Source organism: Chryseobacterium subflavum (assembly GCF_055762745.1).
In genome coordinates, this window is record NZ_JBVTMR010000001.1 from 1,906,384 (window position 1) to 1,922,278 (window position 15,895).

Annotated in this window: 16 protein-coding genes; 10 read left to right on the top strand and 6 right to left on the bottom strand. The window is 36.8% G+C overall.

Going from position 1 to position 15,895, the window contains the following annotated elements:
• Window positions 1-108: 108 nt before the first annotated feature.
• Both AC0INN_RS08450 and AC0INN_RS08455 read left to right on the top strand, forming a co-directional pair.
• The gene (locus AC0INN_RS08450) at window positions 109-2,328 is read left to right on the top strand and encodes an NADP-dependent isocitrate dehydrogenase (protein ID WP_273648323.1); all 2,220 of its coding nucleotides are present in this window, start codon (window positions 109-111) and stop codon (window positions 2,326-2,328) included.
• Window positions 2,318-3,610: a PQQ-binding-like beta-propeller repeat protein gene (locus AC0INN_RS08455; protein ID WP_273648324.1), complete on the top strand. Its 1,293-nt coding sequence runs from the start codon at window positions 2,318-2,320 to the stop codon at window positions 3,608-3,610. The genes AC0INN_RS08450 and AC0INN_RS08455 overlap by 11 nt, the downstream gene beginning before the upstream one ends.
• 32 nt (window positions 3,611-3,642) lie before the next feature.
• Here the strand turns inward: AC0INN_RS08455 and AC0INN_RS08460 are convergent, their stop codons facing one another.
• Entirely contained in the window at window positions 3,643-3,981 is a 339-nt protein-coding gene (locus AC0INN_RS08460) for a winged helix-turn-helix transcriptional regulator (protein WP_306612695.1), read from the bottom strand.
• Window positions 3,982-4,067: 86 nt separating this feature from the next.
• Between AC0INN_RS08460 and AC0INN_RS08465 the strand changes: the two genes are divergently transcribed.
• From AC0INN_RS08465 to AC0INN_RS08495, 7 genes are all read left to right on the top strand, one after another.
• Entirely contained in the window at window positions 4,068-4,814 is a 747-nt protein-coding gene (locus tag AC0INN_RS08465; protein WP_306612698.1) for an SDR family oxidoreductase, read from the top strand.
• 164 nt (window positions 4,815-4,978) lie between these two features.
• Complete coding sequence (locus AC0INN_RS08470; protein WP_273648326.1) at window positions 4,979-5,974, top strand: heme-binding domain-containing protein; 996 nt, start codon at window positions 4,979-4,981, stop codon at window positions 5,972-5,974.
• Window positions 5,971-6,417 carry a hypothetical protein gene (locus AC0INN_RS08475; protein WP_273648327.1) on the top strand — a complete coding sequence of 149 codons (447 nt, stop codon included), beginning with the start codon at window positions 5,971-5,973 and terminating at the stop codon, window positions 6,415-6,417. Before AC0INN_RS08470 ends, AC0INN_RS08475 begins: the two co-directional genes overlap by 4 nt.
• Window positions 6,418-6,519: 102 nt before the next feature.
• Window positions 6,520-7,533: a sensor histidine kinase gene (locus AC0INN_RS08480; protein WP_273648328.1), complete on the top strand. Its 1,014-nt coding sequence runs from the start codon at window positions 6,520-6,522 to the stop codon at window positions 7,531-7,533.
• Window positions 7,514-8,281 (top strand): LytR/AlgR family response regulator transcription factor, encoded by a 768-nt coding sequence (locus AC0INN_RS08485; RefSeq protein WP_172278866.1) that lies wholly within the window; start codon window positions 7,514-7,516, stop codon window positions 8,279-8,281. Before AC0INN_RS08480 ends, AC0INN_RS08485 begins: the two co-directional genes overlap by 20 nt.
• Window positions 8,282-8,398: 117 nt before the next feature.
• Complete coding sequence (locus AC0INN_RS08490; protein WP_273648329.1) at window positions 8,399-9,178, top strand: DUF1223 domain-containing protein; 780 nt, start codon at window positions 8,399-8,401, stop codon at window positions 9,176-9,178.
• A 43-nt stretch (window positions 9,179-9,221) separates the two neighbouring features.
• On the top strand, window positions 9,222-9,620 hold the full coding sequence (locus AC0INN_RS08495) for a DoxX family protein (RefSeq protein WP_172278870.1): 399 nt from the start codon (window positions 9,222-9,224) through the stop codon (window positions 9,618-9,620).
• 59 nt (window positions 9,621-9,679) lie between these two features.
• Here AC0INN_RS08495 and AC0INN_RS08500 read toward each other — a convergent pair whose 3' ends face one another.
• The 4 genes from AC0INN_RS08500 to AC0INN_RS08515 form a co-directional block, all read right to left on the bottom strand.
• Window positions 9,680-10,675: an MBL fold metallo-hydrolase gene (locus AC0INN_RS08500; RefSeq protein WP_273648330.1), complete on the bottom strand. Its 996-nt coding sequence runs from the start codon at window positions 10,673-10,675 to the stop codon at window positions 9,680-9,682.
• Between the two features lie 2 nt (window positions 10,676-10,677).
• Window positions 10,678-11,868, bottom strand: coding sequence for an MFS transporter (locus AC0INN_RS08505; protein WP_273648331.1), 1,191 nt, complete (start codon window positions 11,866-11,868; stop codon window positions 10,678-10,680).
• 71 nt (window positions 11,869-11,939) lie between these two features.
• Window positions 11,940-12,941 (bottom strand): aldo/keto reductase, encoded by a 1,002-nt coding sequence (locus AC0INN_RS08510; protein WP_273648332.1) that lies wholly within the window; start codon window positions 12,939-12,941, stop codon window positions 11,940-11,942.
• An 89-nt stretch (window positions 12,942-13,030) separates the two neighbouring features.
• The gene (locus tag AC0INN_RS08515; protein WP_172278878.1) at window positions 13,031-13,936 is read right to left on the bottom strand and encodes a helix-turn-helix domain-containing protein; all 906 of its coding nucleotides are present in this window, start codon (window positions 13,934-13,936) and stop codon (window positions 13,031-13,033) included.
• Window positions 13,937-14,389: 453 nt separating this feature from the next.
• Here AC0INN_RS08515 and AC0INN_RS08520 point away from each other — a divergent pair, with 453 nt between their 5' ends.
• Window positions 14,390-14,677 (top strand): GNAT family N-acetyltransferase, encoded by a 288-nt coding sequence (locus AC0INN_RS08520; RefSeq protein WP_172278880.1) that lies wholly within the window; start codon window positions 14,390-14,392, stop codon window positions 14,675-14,677.
• Between the two features lie 2 nt (window positions 14,678-14,679).
• Here AC0INN_RS08520 and AC0INN_RS08525 read toward each other — a convergent pair whose 3' ends face one another.
• On the bottom strand, window positions 14,680-15,777 hold the full coding sequence (locus AC0INN_RS08525; RefSeq protein WP_273648333.1) for an MBL fold metallo-hydrolase: 1,098 nt from the start codon (window positions 15,775-15,777) through the stop codon (window positions 14,680-14,682).
• Between the last annotated feature and the right edge of the window lie 118 nt (window positions 15,778-15,895).

Genomic DNA, 15,895 nt, shown 5'->3' on the forward strand with positions numbered 1-15,895 from the left:
GGTTAAATAATTCTTAAAGTATAAAAACTTATATAGGATTAATCCAAAAAAATTAAATTTTAACTAAATTTGTGGGAGTTAAAAAATCAAATAATAAATAACAGTATAATGTCAGAAAAATCAAAAATCTACTACACATTAACGGATGAAGCTCCAATGCTGGCTACACACTCGTTTTTACCTATCGTAAAGGCATTTACAAAATCAGCAAATATTGAAATCGCCGTTCCGGATATTTCTTTGGCAGGAAGGATCCTTGCCAACTTCCCGGAGTTCTTAAAAGAAGATCAAAGAATTGGTGATGCTTTGGCTGAATTGGGCCAGATTGCAACAACACCGGATGCTAATATTATCAAGTTACCGAATATTTCCGCTTCTGTACCTCAGCTTGATGGAGCTATTGCAGAACTACAATCCAAAGGCTTTGCGGTTCCAAACTATCCTTCTGAGCCTAAAAATGATGAGGAAAAGGCGATTAAAGCAAAATATGCAAAAGTTTTAGGAAGTGCCGTAAACCCTGTGTTAAGAGAAGGGAATTCTGACAGACGTGCACCAAAAGCTGTTAAAAACTACGCAAAAGCAAACCCTCACAGAATGGGAGACTGGGCTTCTGACAGTAAAACTGATGTTGCCCATATGAATAACGGAGACTTCTATGGTACTGAAACTTCAACAACTCTTGAAAATGCTACAAAATACAAAATCGTTTTCAAAGGAAATGATGGTTCTGAAAAAGTCCTGAAAGATTTTGCAAGCCTTGAAGCAGGAGAAGTTATTGATTCTTCAGTGATGAACCTGAACGCTTTGAAATCTTTTGTACAGGAAGCGATTGAGGAGGCTAAAAACAGAAATGTTCTTCTTTCTGCTCACCTGAAAGCAACTATGATGAAAATCTCTGATCCGATTATTTTCGGGGCTATTGTAGAAACTTTCTTCAAAGATGTATTTACAAAATATGCAGATACTTTCAAATCTTTAGATATCAACCCTAACAACGGTCTTGCTGATCTCTTTGAGAAAATCAAAGGAAATGCTCAGGAAGCTGAAATTAAAGCAGCTATTGAAACGGCTTTGGCAAACGGACCAAGAGTAGCAATGGTAAATTCAGATAAAGGAATTACGAACTTCCATGTTCCTTCGGATATCATCGTTGATGCGTCTATGGCTGCATTAGTAAGAGGTGGAGGTAAAATGTGGAATAAAGAAGGTAAGGAAGAAGATACAGTAGCGATCATTCCGGACCGTTCTTATGCAGGTTTCTATCAGGCAGTAATCGATGATATGAAAGCTCATGGTAAGCTGGATCCTACAACTATGGGCTCTGTTCCGAATGTAGGTTTAATGGCTCAGAAAGCAGAGGAATACGGTTCTCATGACAAAACATTCCAGGCTACTGCTAACGGAACAATTGAAGTTCAGGATGAAGCAGGAAACGTTCTTCTTTCTCAGAAAGTAGAAGAAAATGATATCTTCAGAATGTGTCAGACTAAGGATGCTCCGATCCAGGACTGGGTAAAACTGGCAGTAAACAGATCAAGACTATCCGATACACCGGCTATTTTCTGGTTGGATAAAGGAAGAGCTCACGACAGAGAAATCATCAAAAAAGTAGAAAAATATCTAAAAGATCATGATACTGCAGGATTAGATATCAGAATCCTTGACGTAAAAGATGCCATGACTGAAACTCTTAAAAGAGCAAGGGAAGGTAAAGACACCATTTCGGTTTCAGGAAATGTATTGAGAGATTATCTAACAGACCTTTTCCCAATCCTGGAATTAGGAACTTCAGCAAAAATGCTTTCTATCGTTCCATTAATGAATGGAGGTGGTCTATTTGAAACAGGTGCCGGAGGTTCTGCTCCTAAGCATGTTGAACAGTTTCTTGAAGAAGGTTATTTAAGATGGGATTCTTTAGGAGAATTCTTGGCACTTCAGGCTTCTTTGGAACATTTGGCACAAACTCAGGGAAATACAAAATCTCAGGTGTTGGCTGATGCACTGGATGAAGCTAATGCTAAATTCCTGGCAACCGATAAATCTCCTGCAAGAAAGGTAGGACAGATCGATAACAGAGGTTCTCACTTCTACCTTGCTATGTATTGGGCAGAAGCTTTAGCCAATCAGACCAACGATGCTGAAATTGCTCAGAAGTTCAAGTCTGTTGCTGCAAGCATGCAAGAGAATGAAGCAGTGATCAACCAGGAATTAATTGCAGCTCAGGGTAAACCTCAAAATATTGACGGATATTACAAAACTGATACCTACAAGACCTATGCAGCTATGAGACCAAGTACTGTTTTAAATGAAATTATTGATGGAATTTAGATCTCTAAAAAGTTTTTGGTTTTTATTTTTTGCATTAATATTTACCGTTTCATGCTCTGGTGATTCAGATGAAGTCGTTACACCGCAGCCCGTAGAGGAAAAAATCATTCTAAAAGATGTGATAGTTGTTAATGATACCACTGTCAGATTAGAATGGACCACGACGGGTAAAAATACGTATCAGAGTTTTCAGTTTTTAAGAAGCAATTCCGAAAACGGAACTCCTGAATATCTGAATCAGGAAAATGGAACTACATTTGTAAAATTAGATGCCAATGTTCCCTATTCTTCATATGTAGGTTACCAGATAATCGGGTATACTGCTAATGGTGAACCAGTAAAAAGTAACCTCGTTTCTTATAAAAGGCCTACCATTAAACCATTACTTAATATCAGACCTGTAGACGCTCTGTTTGATGCTGATAACGGAAGCATGTTTATATTGGGTTCTACTGGTAATATTATGAAGTATGATGTAACAACTGGTACAATTACAAAGGAAATATCTACCGGAGCAACTTTAGGTTATTCATTTTTAGGTTCTTATAATGGCCAGAAAGAATTATATGTCCCGAGAAATGATGGTTGGGTATATATCTACAATCCTAGTGATTTATCGTTAAAAGATCAAATAAACTTTGGAAGCGAATTAAAAAGTGTTGTTTTAGCAGACAATAAATTATATGGAACAACTGGAGCTATTTCTAATGTTTCTTTAAAATGTTTTGACAGAACCACAAAACAATTGATATCAGAGAATGGAAGCTATCAATTTGGTAGAATAAAAAAGATTGCTAATACAAGCTCTAGTTTCTTTTTTATTACGACAAATGTAAGTCCTACCAATCTTATTCGCTTTAATTATAATGCTGACGGAACATTCGTTAATAAATTTGAAGATACCTATCACGGTGATTATCCTTTAAATCCTAGAATATTTGAATCCCTTCCTACCGGAAATGGTTTCTTAACAGCTATGGAAGGAGTTATCTATAATTCTAATCTGGTTTATATAGGTCAATTGCCACGTGGCAACTCAGGACTATCAAGCTATGATTTTGATGCGAGTAACATCATTGCAGGAACCGATAAGAAAAGTATTGAGTTTTATAACCTGACAAGTTATGCAAAAGTAAACTCAATAAGTACCGAAAGATATCCTTTTAAAGTATTTAATTACGGGAATAAGGTTGTTTCCTTAAGCTCAATAAATGCGATTAATATCAACTCTGGTTATTCAGATCCACCTGAAAATGTTATTGTAGAAGTATTTAATAAATAGTAAAAATCCTCTCACTTGAGAGGATTTTTTATTTAGTTGTGCTTATCTACGATTACCTTCCGGTGCTCCCTCCCCCAGTTGATCATTTCCGTGATGATCTTCCCGAAAGTACGACAATACTCCGTGGGTATATATTCTATTAAAACCGGAGTATCGGGATATACATTTCTGGTCACCAGTTTATTCATCTCCATATCTTTTAACTCTTTTGAAAGCATTCTTGTTGTAATACCTGGAATACTACGTTCAATCTCACGGAAACGCCTGTTACCATTGCAAATTGAATTGATAACCGGAATACGCCATTTACCACCTATAAAGTACAAGGTATCCTGCAACGCTCTGAGTTCTTCGGTCTGATCTCTTTCCATTTTAAAATATTTATTTTGATATACTCTGTGATACTGATTACAAAAGTATATCATTTTCACTATAACTTTGTCAAAAATTTTAAGAAATGAATAAATTTAACAACAAACTGGCAGTAGTGACCGGTGGAAATAGTGGGATCGGATATGCCACAGCAAAGGAATTAATAGCTGAAGGAGCAAAAGTAATTATTACCGGCAGAAGGAAAGACGCCATTGAAAAAGCAGCTGAAGAACTGGGGGCAATTCCATTCGTTGCAGATCAGGGCAAACTGGAAGATATTGATCTGTTGAAAAAAGAGATTGAAGAAAAACACGGGAAAGTTGACATTTTATTTATCAATGCAGGAATTACGGGCACATTGACCTCTATTGAGAATATGGATGCCGATAATTTTGATAATGTAATGAATATCAACTTCAGAGGAGCTTATTTCACGTTGAGTAAGTTTACTCCTATTTTACATGATGGTGCTTCTGTGGTATTCTTATCATCAAATGTTGCAACAACCTATAAACCTAACAGCTCCGTTTATCAGGCAAGTAAGGCAGCCCTCAATTCTATTGCGAAAACAGCTGCCGCTGAATTAGCACCAAGAAAGATCAGGGTCAATATGGTAAGTCCGGGTCCTACAAAAACTGAAATTATGACCAAAGCCGGTCTCGATGACGAAACACTAAAAGGCATTAATGAGTGGCTCATCGATGCTATCCCATTAAAGAAAATGGGAACTGCTGAAGATGTTGCAAAACTTGTTGTTTATTTATCCGATTCGCATGTAGCAAGCTTTATGACAGGTACTGAAATTCTCGTTGACGGAGGAATGATTTTATAGTTAAACACTCTCCATATCATATACCGGAAGAACTTCCGGTATTTTTTGTTTTATATTCTGGGGCATAAATTCTACTTCACCCCCTAAATTGTCCGGTTCACCTTTTTTTAGGTTTCATTTCCTTTGCCAGCAATCTATTTTTGGATCATAAAAATAAAACGATTATGGATTCAGTAAAGAAAAAGAGAACAACAAAACCCATTGCTATATTATTTATAGCTATTGTGGGAGTCTTTGCAGGATTACAGCTTTTCAATTCTCCTATTGAAGGTAAACCTGTAACCGGCACCATTGAAGCACCGCACGAGGTGATTGCCGTTCTGGAAAGATCATGCTTCAACTGCCATTCTAATGAACAAAAACTAAGCTGGTATGATCAGCTTGCTCCCATATCATGGGGTGTAAAAAAGGATGTTGAAAGAGCAAGGGAAGTCATGAATTTTTCTGAATGGTCAAAGGTTTCACCAGGTGAACACAAAGGCAGAATGTATTCCATATTGAATATGATGCAAGCCGGAAAAATGCCTCTTCACGAATATACCTTACTGCATGCATCTGCAAAAGTTTCTGCAAAGGATATTGAAGTTATCAGAAAATACACACTATCTCTTTCAGGAAAAAGTCCTTCACCGGCAAACACAAAAGAGGTAAAACCCCTTCAACAAGATATAAAAACAGCTTCTGTAAGCCATTCTGGTTTTCCGGTTTCACCAAATGGAGTAAAATATACACCGGAGTTTAAAAACTGGAAAGTAATCAGTATGAGTACATTATTTGATAATTCCATCCGCGTTATCTATGGAAACAGCATTGCCGTAAAAGCAGTTGAAACAGACAATTTCCATCCATGGCCGGACGGCAGCATCGTCGTAAAAGCAGTATGGAAACAGACAGAAGCTCCTGATGGAGAAATCAGACCTGGCGAATTTGTTAATGCCCAGTTTATGGTAAAAGATTCAAAAAAATACACCGATACCGAAGGCTGGGGTTTCGCCAAATTCTCGGGTAAAGATCTTCATCCTACCGGAAATACGGCATCATTTGCCAGAGAATCATGTATTGCCTGTCATCGTCAGCTGGCAGAGCCTACAGGATATTTATTCGACGTACCGATGAAAGTAAACACCAAAAATCTAATCGAAAAACTACAGACAAAATGAATAAAATAATTATAGCCATGATAGGAAGTTTTCTTTTTTTAATTTCATGCAAAACTGAAAATTCCAAGGACAAGGAGCATGTTCGTCTCGTGTTTGATGCCGGTGGGCTACAGTTCATTGCCTCATCCTTAAATACGAAAAAAGAGACGATGTCCGCCCTATACGGAAACAGCCAGGCCCTTCAATCTTTATCCAATAAAAATGATAAGCCGCTGCCCGGAACAAAAATGAAACTTGTCACCTGGAAATATCATGAAAACCCGCAATATACCGGAGGTACTATCACTGGTGAGCTGGTGAGCGTAGAAACTGTTGAAAACGGTATAAAAGGATCAGTCTCTTACCGTAAAGAGCTGGATAACGAAAAGGAACCCGGCATCTTTCAGACTAAAGAACAAAGAATACAGTATATGATGGGCTATCAACCGGTCGTTATGCCGTAAAAATAATGCAATCTGAGATTCGCCAGCAGTCTCAGATTGTATTTATTTAATAGTTATCATTAAAAAATATTAATTTCACATTTTTAAATCCAATTCTTCTTAATGCAACAAGAAAAAATAAAAATATCACAGGCTGTTATCTGGATAAGCTCTATTGTTTTGGGAGTGCTTTCCTCGGTTCCTCAGCTTGCTTCCCATGATTTTAATCTCATGGAAGCTGTGGTTAATGCAGCCATTACTTCAGCATTTGCAGTTGTTATGTGGTACCTCAACATTTTTTTACTCAATCGTAATACAAAGAAACGTCAGGGAATCTCATACTCCCGGCTTTTGGTTGTCCTTGCCCTGGGAATGGTTGTAATGTTTGGCCTGGCCTGGATCCAGCAGCTTATTTTATCCCATATTAATTTCGGACCTGTTATGCTTATGGTGGAAGTAAGAGGAATCCTTATCAACCTTGTTTTCTATATGTTTTTAAATCTTGTACAGCATAATTACGCCGGCCAGCAGGTTCATCTGGAATTAGAAAAAGTAAAAAGCGATAATTTAGGTGCTCAATACGAATTATTAAAACAACAGGTAAATCCCCATTTTCTTTTCAACAGTTTAAATACGCTTAAATCCATGGTGGAAACGCATGATGAGGAAACCATTGATTTCATTATCAAGCTTTCTGACTTTTATCGTTTCACCCTGGAAAGCAGAAAACTTGACCTTATCACCGTTGAAGAAGAAATGAAAATACTTAATTCTTACCTTTTCCTGCAAAAAGCCAGGTTTGGTAACGGATTTACCTTTACGGATACTCTCGGTAAAGATACGCTCAAAACCCTTATTCCTCCGTTTACCCTGCAATTACTGGTGGAAAACTGTATTAAACACAATATTGTTTCCCAGAGTAAACCTCTTCATATCAGCATCTATGATGCTGATCAAAAGATCATTATTGAAAATCCTATCCAGCGGAAATTGGTTCCGGAAGATTCATTAGGAGTTGGCCTGAATAACGTCAATATGCGTTACAAACATCTTCTGGACCAGGAAATCGACATTTTAGATAACAATCAAATTTTCCAAATAAAACTACCATTTATCCATGAATATCATCATCATTGAAGACGAGTTCAGAGCCGCAAAATCCTTACAGAATTTAATTAAAGAACTAAAACCGGAATCTGTTATATCCGGAGTTTATGACAGCATAGAATCCAGTGTGGCAGCTTTGCAGAACAATACAAAGCCCGACCTGATCTTTATGGACATCCACCTTTCTGATGGGTTATCATTTGAAATTTTTAAGCAGGCAGATATTACCTGCCCCGTGGTCTTTTGTACTGCCTTTGACCAATATATGCTGGACGCTTTCAAAAGTAAAGGAGTAGATTACGTTTTAAAACCTTTTTCACGTGAAGATATTGCAGAGGCATTACGAAAAGTGGACGAGCTCAAAAAGTTTTTCCAGAAAACAGAAATCCCGGAACTGGAAGCACTTTTACAAAAAATAGCCCAGCCACAAACTGCTACCAAAAGTAGTTTCCTGGTCTTTAAAAATCAAAAATACACCACTATTCTTACCGAAAACATAGCCTATTTCTACATTCACAACGAAATGACCCATCTGGTTACTTTTGATAAACAACAATTTTCACTTTCACAATCGTTGGGACAGGTCGCTGAGCAGGTTTCTCCAAAACAATTTTTCAGGGTGAACAGGCAGTATATTGTGAATTTCAGCGCTATTAAAGAAATGGAGCATTATTTCCAACGTAAAATCTATGTAAAGTTAGTTATCGACACTCCGGAAAAGCTTCTTATCAATAAAGAAAAAACGCATAGTTTCTTTTCCTGGCTGGAAGATCGTTAACAGCTAATTTCTTAAATCTATATTTTTCAGGGTTCACCTTTCGATTTGTCTGGTTGAGCCCTTTTTTCATTTTTTAGCTTCCCACAGGTATCTACTTTTGAATAAAAATTAAAAGAAATGATATCTAAAAAACTTTTCATAGTAGGAGCATTTGTAGCTTTACTATTTACTGTTTCTGCCTTTATGCAGAAAGATAAACCACATGAAAGCTTTAAAAAAATTGCATCAGGTAAAAGCAATGGCTTTGCGGTCCTTGAACTCTTTACTTCTGAAGGATGTTCAAGCTGCCCTCCGGCAGATGCCCTGATGGGAGAAATTAAAGAGAACAACAAAGATCAGCCTGTCTATATTCTGGCGTATCATGTGGATTACTGGAACCGTCTAGGATGGAAAGACAGATTCAGCAGCATTGAAAATTCAGAGCGCCAACAGCAATACAGCAGAATACTGGATTCCCAGGTATACACCCCACAGCTCGTTGTCAACGGAAAACAACAATTTGTAGGATCAGACAGGGAAGCCGTGGAAAACTCCATTATCAATGCTGTAAGCCACACAGCAAGCAGTTCTATAGACCTTAAAGCTGAATCCGATTCTAAGCAGATCAATATTCACTATAAGGTATCAGGAAATGATTCTCATAGTAAACTCTTACTTACATTGGTACAGAAAAAAGCATCAACTAACGTTGCAAAAGGTGAAAATGAAGGACGACACCTGAATCACTGGCAAATTGTTCACAAGCAAATTCAGATTCCATTACAAAATAATTCTGAAGGTGTTTCTACTTTTTCAATACCTGAAAACTTCAATATCACAGACTGGGAAATTATAGGATTTGTTCAAAATACAAAAACCGGCCAGATCTCAGGTGCATCAAAAGCTACATTTCAATAACATACACATTAAACAATACATAACAATTTAAAACAATAAAAAAATGAAAACAAAAACAACAAAAATCATCTATTGGTCAGGCGCTATCTTTATGTCATTATGGTTTGGAGCAAGTGGCTTCTTTGAATTGACTAAAAATCCTGTAGTATGGGATATTACCCAGCAGCTAGGATACCCTCCTCACTTTATTTATATCCTTGGTGTTTTTAAACTTGCAGGAGTTACCGTACTTTTAATTCCAAACAAATTACTGAGATTAAAAGAATGGGTATTCGCCGGAATGTTTTTCGACATTATTTTCGCATTCTTTTCCAAAATTGCCGTTCTAGGATTTCCTTCTACGATCGATGCGATCATAGCATTTTCAGTCCTTTCCGTTACATATCTTATGTTCAGAAAAATGTACAGTCCGGAATTGATCTTTGATGAACCCGGATTTTAATTCAAAGTTCTCCTTAATAAGAAAATCCTACTGTTCTCAGTAGGATTTTCTTATTCTTTTTAGCTCATAAAAACCTCAGGAACCCATTCAAATGCATTCCCTTTCTTTTTAGTAAACCCTAAACCGGGCCATGGTAAATGGTACGCAAAAGCTCTGGATCTCGTTTCCGCCAGTTGTTCAAGTATTTTTTTCCTTGAAGCAATGGCTATATCGAGGTCCGTATCACCAAAGTATCCCCATTCAGGATGCGGAAATAAAATGACATCCGAGTGCATTAAATCTGCAATATATAGAAGTTGTTCATTACCTGAGGTAATCGTAACCAAAGTAAGACCTGGTGTATGTCCTGGAGCTAACTGAAAACTGAATTGATTATACAGCATCTTTTCAAGATCATAAAATTTTAATTGAGGTTGTATCACTTTAAGAATATTCTGAATGCCAGGAATAATCTGATTAAGAAATTCGGGTTGATCCTTTAGTGCGCTGTTAGCAAAATCCTTGATTGTTGCTTTCATCCAGAAATCATATTCAACTTTTGAAATAAATAACCGGGCATTTGGAAAAACCAATTGATTCTGCTTATCCACTACTCCACCTATATGATCAGGATGAGCGTGAGAAAGAAATACATCTGTAATATCAGAAGGTAAAAAACCAGCCTTTTTAAGGCTTTTCAATAAAAATCCGGTCCTGCTATCGGCAAAAATTCCCATCCCGGTATCCAGTAGAATCAATCTGTCTTTTGTTTTAACCAACAGTACATTCATTGCCATGTCGATCGAATTTTCCGGACGGAAATTATCTTTGAGTATTGCTTTCAATTCAGATATATTTCCACGTGGAGCAAAGGAATTAAGATTTTCCTCATGGATTAATCCATCTGTAAGAATAAATAAGTCCAGATCGTCCAATTTTATTTTTTTCACTCCGGAAAGATCATCTTCTGCGCTTATACTGAAGGAATTTTTCTCCCGCGCCAACGAGCTGGAAAAAGGAATTATACTAAAAGCTCCTGCTAAAATTCCATTTTTTAAAAGTTCTCTTCTATTCATGATTAAATGTGTGCTTTTCTGATTTTGATCATACTTAAAATAAAAAGCCCCAAAATACCCAGCACAAAGTAACCTTCTGCTACCTGCAGCTGGAACTGAGGTTTTATAAGACTTGCAATACCATAGCTTATGGCTGAAGTAATGATAAATGCCACTCCTCCGGTTAATCCTCCGGCAATACCTGCCGAACTTGGAAATCGTCCGATACAATAAGAAAAATAGTTATTGAAAATAAATCCGGCTGTCACATGAATTGCAAAAGCAAAAGCAACAAGGCTGTACAGATTACTTACATAGTAAGAAAAAATGAACATTAAAATAATTAAAATCAACTGAATAAAATTAGCATATCGGATCTTAGGCAGAAAGGCCTTGTTGATTAACGCTTTTCCCAAAAACCCACCTGTCATCCAGGCCAATCCCAAAATCAGAGAAACATATCCCGCAGTAACTTCAGAATATCCCATTTTATGCTCGATAATAAAGGCTCCGCATAGATTAAAGAATATTACCATCGCATAACTAAGCCCACACATCAGCATCCCATAGAAAAAATCTTTGGTTTTAAACATGGAATTATACTCTTGGATCAGGAAACTGATGCGAAAAGGATTCCGTACCTTTAAAGTCTCCCCCGAAAATACCAGTTCTAAAATAAGAAGCAGTAAACTGTATCCCGCCAGAACGTAGAAATTGGATTGCCATCCGAAACTCTTTTGGAGATAACCTCCGATGAACGGAGCGATGATAGGCCCTACAGACCATACGATCGTCATGATACTTAAATAATGTTTTCGCTGTTCTCCTTCGTACACGTCTACAAAAAAGGCCCGCTTGGAAACGACGGCAAAACCGGATAACATACCGTGGAGGACACGCATCGCATAGATTACCATAATATTTTTAGTCGTTGCCGTAATTAAAAAAGTGATCACAAAAAAGGCCAGTGAAAAAATGGACACCGGATAACGCCCAAACGAATCTACAACACTACCGGCAAAGAACTGCGTTATTCCATAGCTGATTAAAAATATAGAAAGTGTAAGCTGGATACTGCTTTCAGGTAAATGAAGTTCTGTTGCCATGCTGGGCATAGAAGGTAAATAAATATCCGTTGCCAGACCAGACATCGGAATTACTGCAAAAGCCAGCACAGTAGCTATCAATTGATTCTTTTCTTTAAGAGTTCTCATTCCTCTTTTTATTTTTCTTTCAAAAAAAATCTGGATTTCCGAATAATCAGAAATCCAAACTTAAAATTTATTTAATTATTAACCAGTTTCATCGAACCTTCATTATATCTCTCTCCCACATTTGGATATTTCTTCAGAATCGTATCAATAGTATCAAGTTCAGATTGTGAAAGTTCTACATCAATCGCTCCGATATTTTCTTCGAGATATTTAATACGCTTGGTTCCTGGGATAGGAATAATATCATCCCCTTGATTAAGTACCCAGGCCAAAGCCAGCTGGGTTCCTTTGATTCCTTTGGAGCTTGCCAGTTCATTAAATTCCTGAACCAGCTTTCTGTTGTTCTCAAGACTTTCTTCCTGGTAACGTGGTAAAGACCTTCTGAAATCATCTTCTCCAAAATTCTGTACCTCATTAATGTTAGCAAAGAGCCCTCTTGCCAGTGGAGAATAAGGAACTAAGGCAATCCCCAGCTCTCTTATGGTTGGCAAAATTTCTTTTTCTACATCTTTTGTTAAAATGGAGTATTCCGATTGTAACGCAGTAATGGGATGAATTTTATTTGCCTTTTTGATAGATTCTGCTGAAGCCTCAGACAAACCTATATATTTTAATTTTCCGGCCTTTACAAGTTCAGCCATGGCTCCCACTGTTTCTTCAACGGGCACATTCGGATCTACCCTGTGTGCATAATAAAGATCTATCGTATCGATTTTTAATCGTTGTAGACTTAAATCTACAGCCTGTCTGATCCATTCCGGCGAACCATCAAAATAAGTCCCGGGAGCACCACTATGGCTAGCTTTACCGTCCTTAAACCTGAATCCGAATTTTGTGGCAATGAATATTTTATCCCTGTTCGGAACAAGCACTTTGGAAATTAGTTTTTCATTTTCTCCGTTAGCATACATGTCTGCAGTATCCCAGAAATTAACTCCAAGATCCAATGCTTTGTGTAATGTATCAATGCTTTCCTTTTCATCTGCAGGTCCGTAAGCAAAGCTCATTCCCATACATCCCAAACCTATTGCAGATAGCTGCTCTCCTGTGTTTCCTAATTTTCTAAATTTCATGATTTTTTTGTGGTTTTAAATTACTGAAACAAAATTACAACAACATCAATGATGATTGCATATAGAATTCAAACTAAGAATTATAAAATTCAAACTAAGTTACTTCGCAGTGCATTGGGAGTTCTTCCTGTTTGTTTTTTAAAATAATTAGTAAAATAAGCAGGTTCCTCAAATCCTAACCCGTAAGCAATTTCAGAAATATTCCAATCCGTATGCTTCAGCAAAGCATTGGCCTCCTGAATAATCCTGGAAGTGATCTGTTGTGTGGTTGTTTTACCTGTAATCTCCTTTACGGAGCGATTAAGGGAGTTCACATGTACGGAAAGACTCTCCGCATAATCATTAGGGGTTCTTAGTTTTAAATAGGATTCGGGACTATCGATAGGAAACTGCCTCTCTAATAATTCCATGAACAAGGATGCCACTCTTTGTGAAGCATTCTGATGATACTCAAAGTTTTCGGCAGGGTTCATCTTCATGGTTTCATGGATTAAAAGATGTAAATAGCTTCGAAGCATATCATATTTATGAATATAATCAGAATCAATTTCTGTCATCATTTTTACAAATAAGTCAGAAACTGTTTTTTGCTGTTCTTCATTAACAAAGAAAACAGGTGTTCCCCCTATTTTAAAAAGCGGTGAATCCTGGAGGTTTCCCAAACGGCTTCCATTTTGAAGAAACTCATCGGTAAACAGACAAAACCACCCTGTCTGGTTATCATCATCAGCTTCCCAGGAATATGGTATTACCGGATTAGAGAACAGCAGCGCAGGCCTATCCACACGGATCCATTTATTCGCATAGTGAAGTTTTCCTTTCCCGATAATCAGGGATACTTTATAAAAATCCCTTCTGCTGTAAGGAGTAACCAATGCACAATTATCCCGTGAAAAGACATTAAAATGTCCCAGTCCGGAATTAGAAAGGCAGGAAGGATAAACCCTTACCTGCGTACGGTTATAAAATTCCTGTAATGACTCTGATGATTCCATAAGACAAAGTTATAAAATTCAAACAAAAACAAAATAACTTCCTTCTTATTCTTGCGACACAAAAAATGACTGATCTTACGAACAGCCATCAAGAAAAATTTGAATATATAGTGAAATGTGATTAATACGGTGTTCATGTCATTTCAATTAAAATGCCAAAGCAAAAGAAATCATTTATTAATATTTGTTAAAGGATCATAAGCAACTGAGAATGTAACGAATAAATTTGCCGGTGGAATGCAGGTTATGAAATCCGTTATAGAAAGAATAAGTAGGATTACTGATCATTATGTTCAAATACCAACTATTGCCTGGCTTAATTGAAAAGAATATAAATAACGATTAACTTCTTATAAATTGGTGAATTATATGATTATAATTTGTAATTTTAAAGAAGAGATCTGATTTTCAGGCTCTCAAGATCATTTATTACTCAATCTAATTTCAATACTTATGGAAAATATAAAATTTGAAATATCTCCATATCAGGATGAATTGCAGATATTAATTGACGACAAGAAGGCTGGCTATATGTCCATAGCAATTGATGGCAGACAATTAATTGTATATTATACAAAGCTTAATGAAGAACTCGAAGGACACGGATATGCCAAGATGCTTTTAGATGAACTGGTACGGTACGCAGAGGAAAAGGACCTGCTGATAGATCCTGAATGTGATTTTGTAAGACAACAGTTTGAAAATCACCCGAAACGATATAACGACATCTGGCACGCCTGATATCAATCCTCCCACCAGGCTTTGAACTGATGATCCTGCTCATCCAGGCTAACTGTTTCACCGATCATAGGAGTAAGAATACGTAGATTTTTTTCCTTACCTAAACTTGTTATTTTTTGCAATGGCTCATTCCATGGATGTAGGGCTAAAGCAAATTTCGAAGAGTGAACAGGAATAATATTCCTTGCATTAACATCTATACTCGCCTGTATAACATCTTCAGGAAGTGCATGAATGTATTTCCATGCTTCATTGTACTGGCCGTTTTCCATGATTGCATAATCGAAAGGACCATATTGATCACCGATCATTTTAAAGTGGGTATCATAACCGCTATCCCCTCCTAAAAATATCTTTTTAGTAGGAGTTTCCAAAACGTAAGAAGTCCACAATGTTCCGTTCCTCTTTATTTTTCTTCCTGAAAAATGTCTTGCCGGAGTAAAAGTAATTTTAATATTATTCTTTAAATATGCCATTCCTCCCCATTCTTCTTCAATAAGCATATTTTCTTGATAACCCCATTTTTCAAAATGTGCTCCGACTCCCAATGGCAAAATAACACTTCCTACCCTATCTTTTATCTTTTTGACAGTAGGATAATCCAAATGATCAAAGTGATCATGGGTAATAACAAGATAATCAAGTTCCGGGATATCCTCGGGTTTGAAAATATCAGACCCTGGAAAAGCTTTGTTAAAAAATTTAAATGGAGAGCCATACATACTCAAAACAGGATCTATCAGAAAGGATACTCCATCTGTCTGAATGAAATAAGATGAATGCCCTAACCAGACGAATACATCCTGGTCTTTTGGGATCTCTTTTAAAATGGTATGAACTGATGGTATATTTTTCAGTGGCTTTAAAAGCGGATCTTTTTTAGCCACAAAAAAATCATACAGAACCTTTGGCATGCTATAGCCTTCAGCAATTGATGGTGTATAACTAAGGTTTTGAAACTGTTTATCTTTATAAAGCTTTGAATGCTTCATTCTCTCCAGTCTTTTTCCAGCAGGTTCGGCACCAAAAACTTCCCGGCTTGTTATTATGTAGTATGCTAATATAAGCAGGATGGCAATCGCAATAAATAAATACATCATTTGATAAATAAAGTTCAAATGTATTAACTTTTACTGTGAATTGGTAGGCCGGCCTAATAAATAACTCATTTATTTAACGCAATATTATAGTTCACACTTAAAAAATTATTAGTATTTT

Bases quoted from the DNA above. Each gene is read 5' to 3' on its own strand.
- AC0INN_RS08450 (WP_273648323.1), top strand. From the start codon at position 109: ATGTCAGAAAAATCAAAAATCTACTACACATTAACGGATGAAGCTCCA.
- AC0INN_RS08455 (WP_273648324.1), top strand. From the start codon at position 2,318: ATGGAATTTAGATCTCTAAAAAGTTTTTGGTTTTTATTTTTTGCATTA.
- AC0INN_RS08460 (WP_306612695.1), bottom strand. From the start codon at position 3,981: ATGGAAAGAGATCAGACCGAAGAACTCAGAGCGTTGCAGGATACCTTG.
- AC0INN_RS08465 (WP_306612698.1), top strand. From the start codon at position 4,068: ATGAATAAATTTAACAACAAACTGGCAGTAGTGACCGGTGGAAATAGT.
- AC0INN_RS08470 (WP_273648326.1), top strand. From the start codon at position 4,979: ATGGATTCAGTAAAGAAAAAGAGAACAACAAAACCCATTGCTATATTA.
- AC0INN_RS08475 (WP_273648327.1), top strand. From the start codon at position 5,971: ATGAATAAAATAATTATAGCCATGATAGGAAGTTTTCTTTTTTTAATT.
- AC0INN_RS08480 (WP_273648328.1), top strand. From the start codon at position 6,520: ATGCAACAAGAAAAAATAAAAATATCACAGGCTGTTATCTGGATAAGC.
- AC0INN_RS08485 (WP_172278866.1), top strand. From the start codon at position 7,514: ATGAATATCATCATCATTGAAGACGAGTTCAGAGCCGCAAAATCCTTA.
- AC0INN_RS08490 (WP_273648329.1), top strand. From the start codon at position 8,399: ATGATATCTAAAAAACTTTTCATAGTAGGAGCATTTGTAGCTTTACTA.
- AC0INN_RS08495 (WP_172278870.1), top strand. From the start codon at position 9,222: ATGAAAACAAAAACAACAAAAATCATCTATTGGTCAGGCGCTATCTTT.
- AC0INN_RS08500 (WP_273648330.1), bottom strand. From the start codon at position 10,675: ATGAATAGAAGAGAACTTTTAAAAAATGGAATTTTAGCAGGAGCTTTT.
- AC0INN_RS08505 (WP_273648331.1), bottom strand. From the start codon at position 11,868: ATGAGAACTCTTAAAGAAAAGAATCAATTGATAGCTACTGTGCTGGCT.
- AC0INN_RS08510 (WP_273648332.1), bottom strand. From the start codon at position 12,941: ATGAAATTTAGAAAATTAGGAAACACAGGAGAGCAGCTATCTGCAATA.
- AC0INN_RS08515 (WP_172278878.1), bottom strand. From the start codon at position 13,936: ATGGAATCATCAGAGTCATTACAGGAATTTTATAACCGTACGCAGGTA.
- AC0INN_RS08520 (WP_172278880.1), top strand. From the start codon at position 14,390: ATGGAAAATATAAAATTTGAAATATCTCCATATCAGGATGAATTGCAG.
- AC0INN_RS08525 (WP_273648333.1), bottom strand. From the start codon at position 15,777: ATGATGTATTTATTTATTGCGATTGCCATCCTGCTTATATTAGCATAC.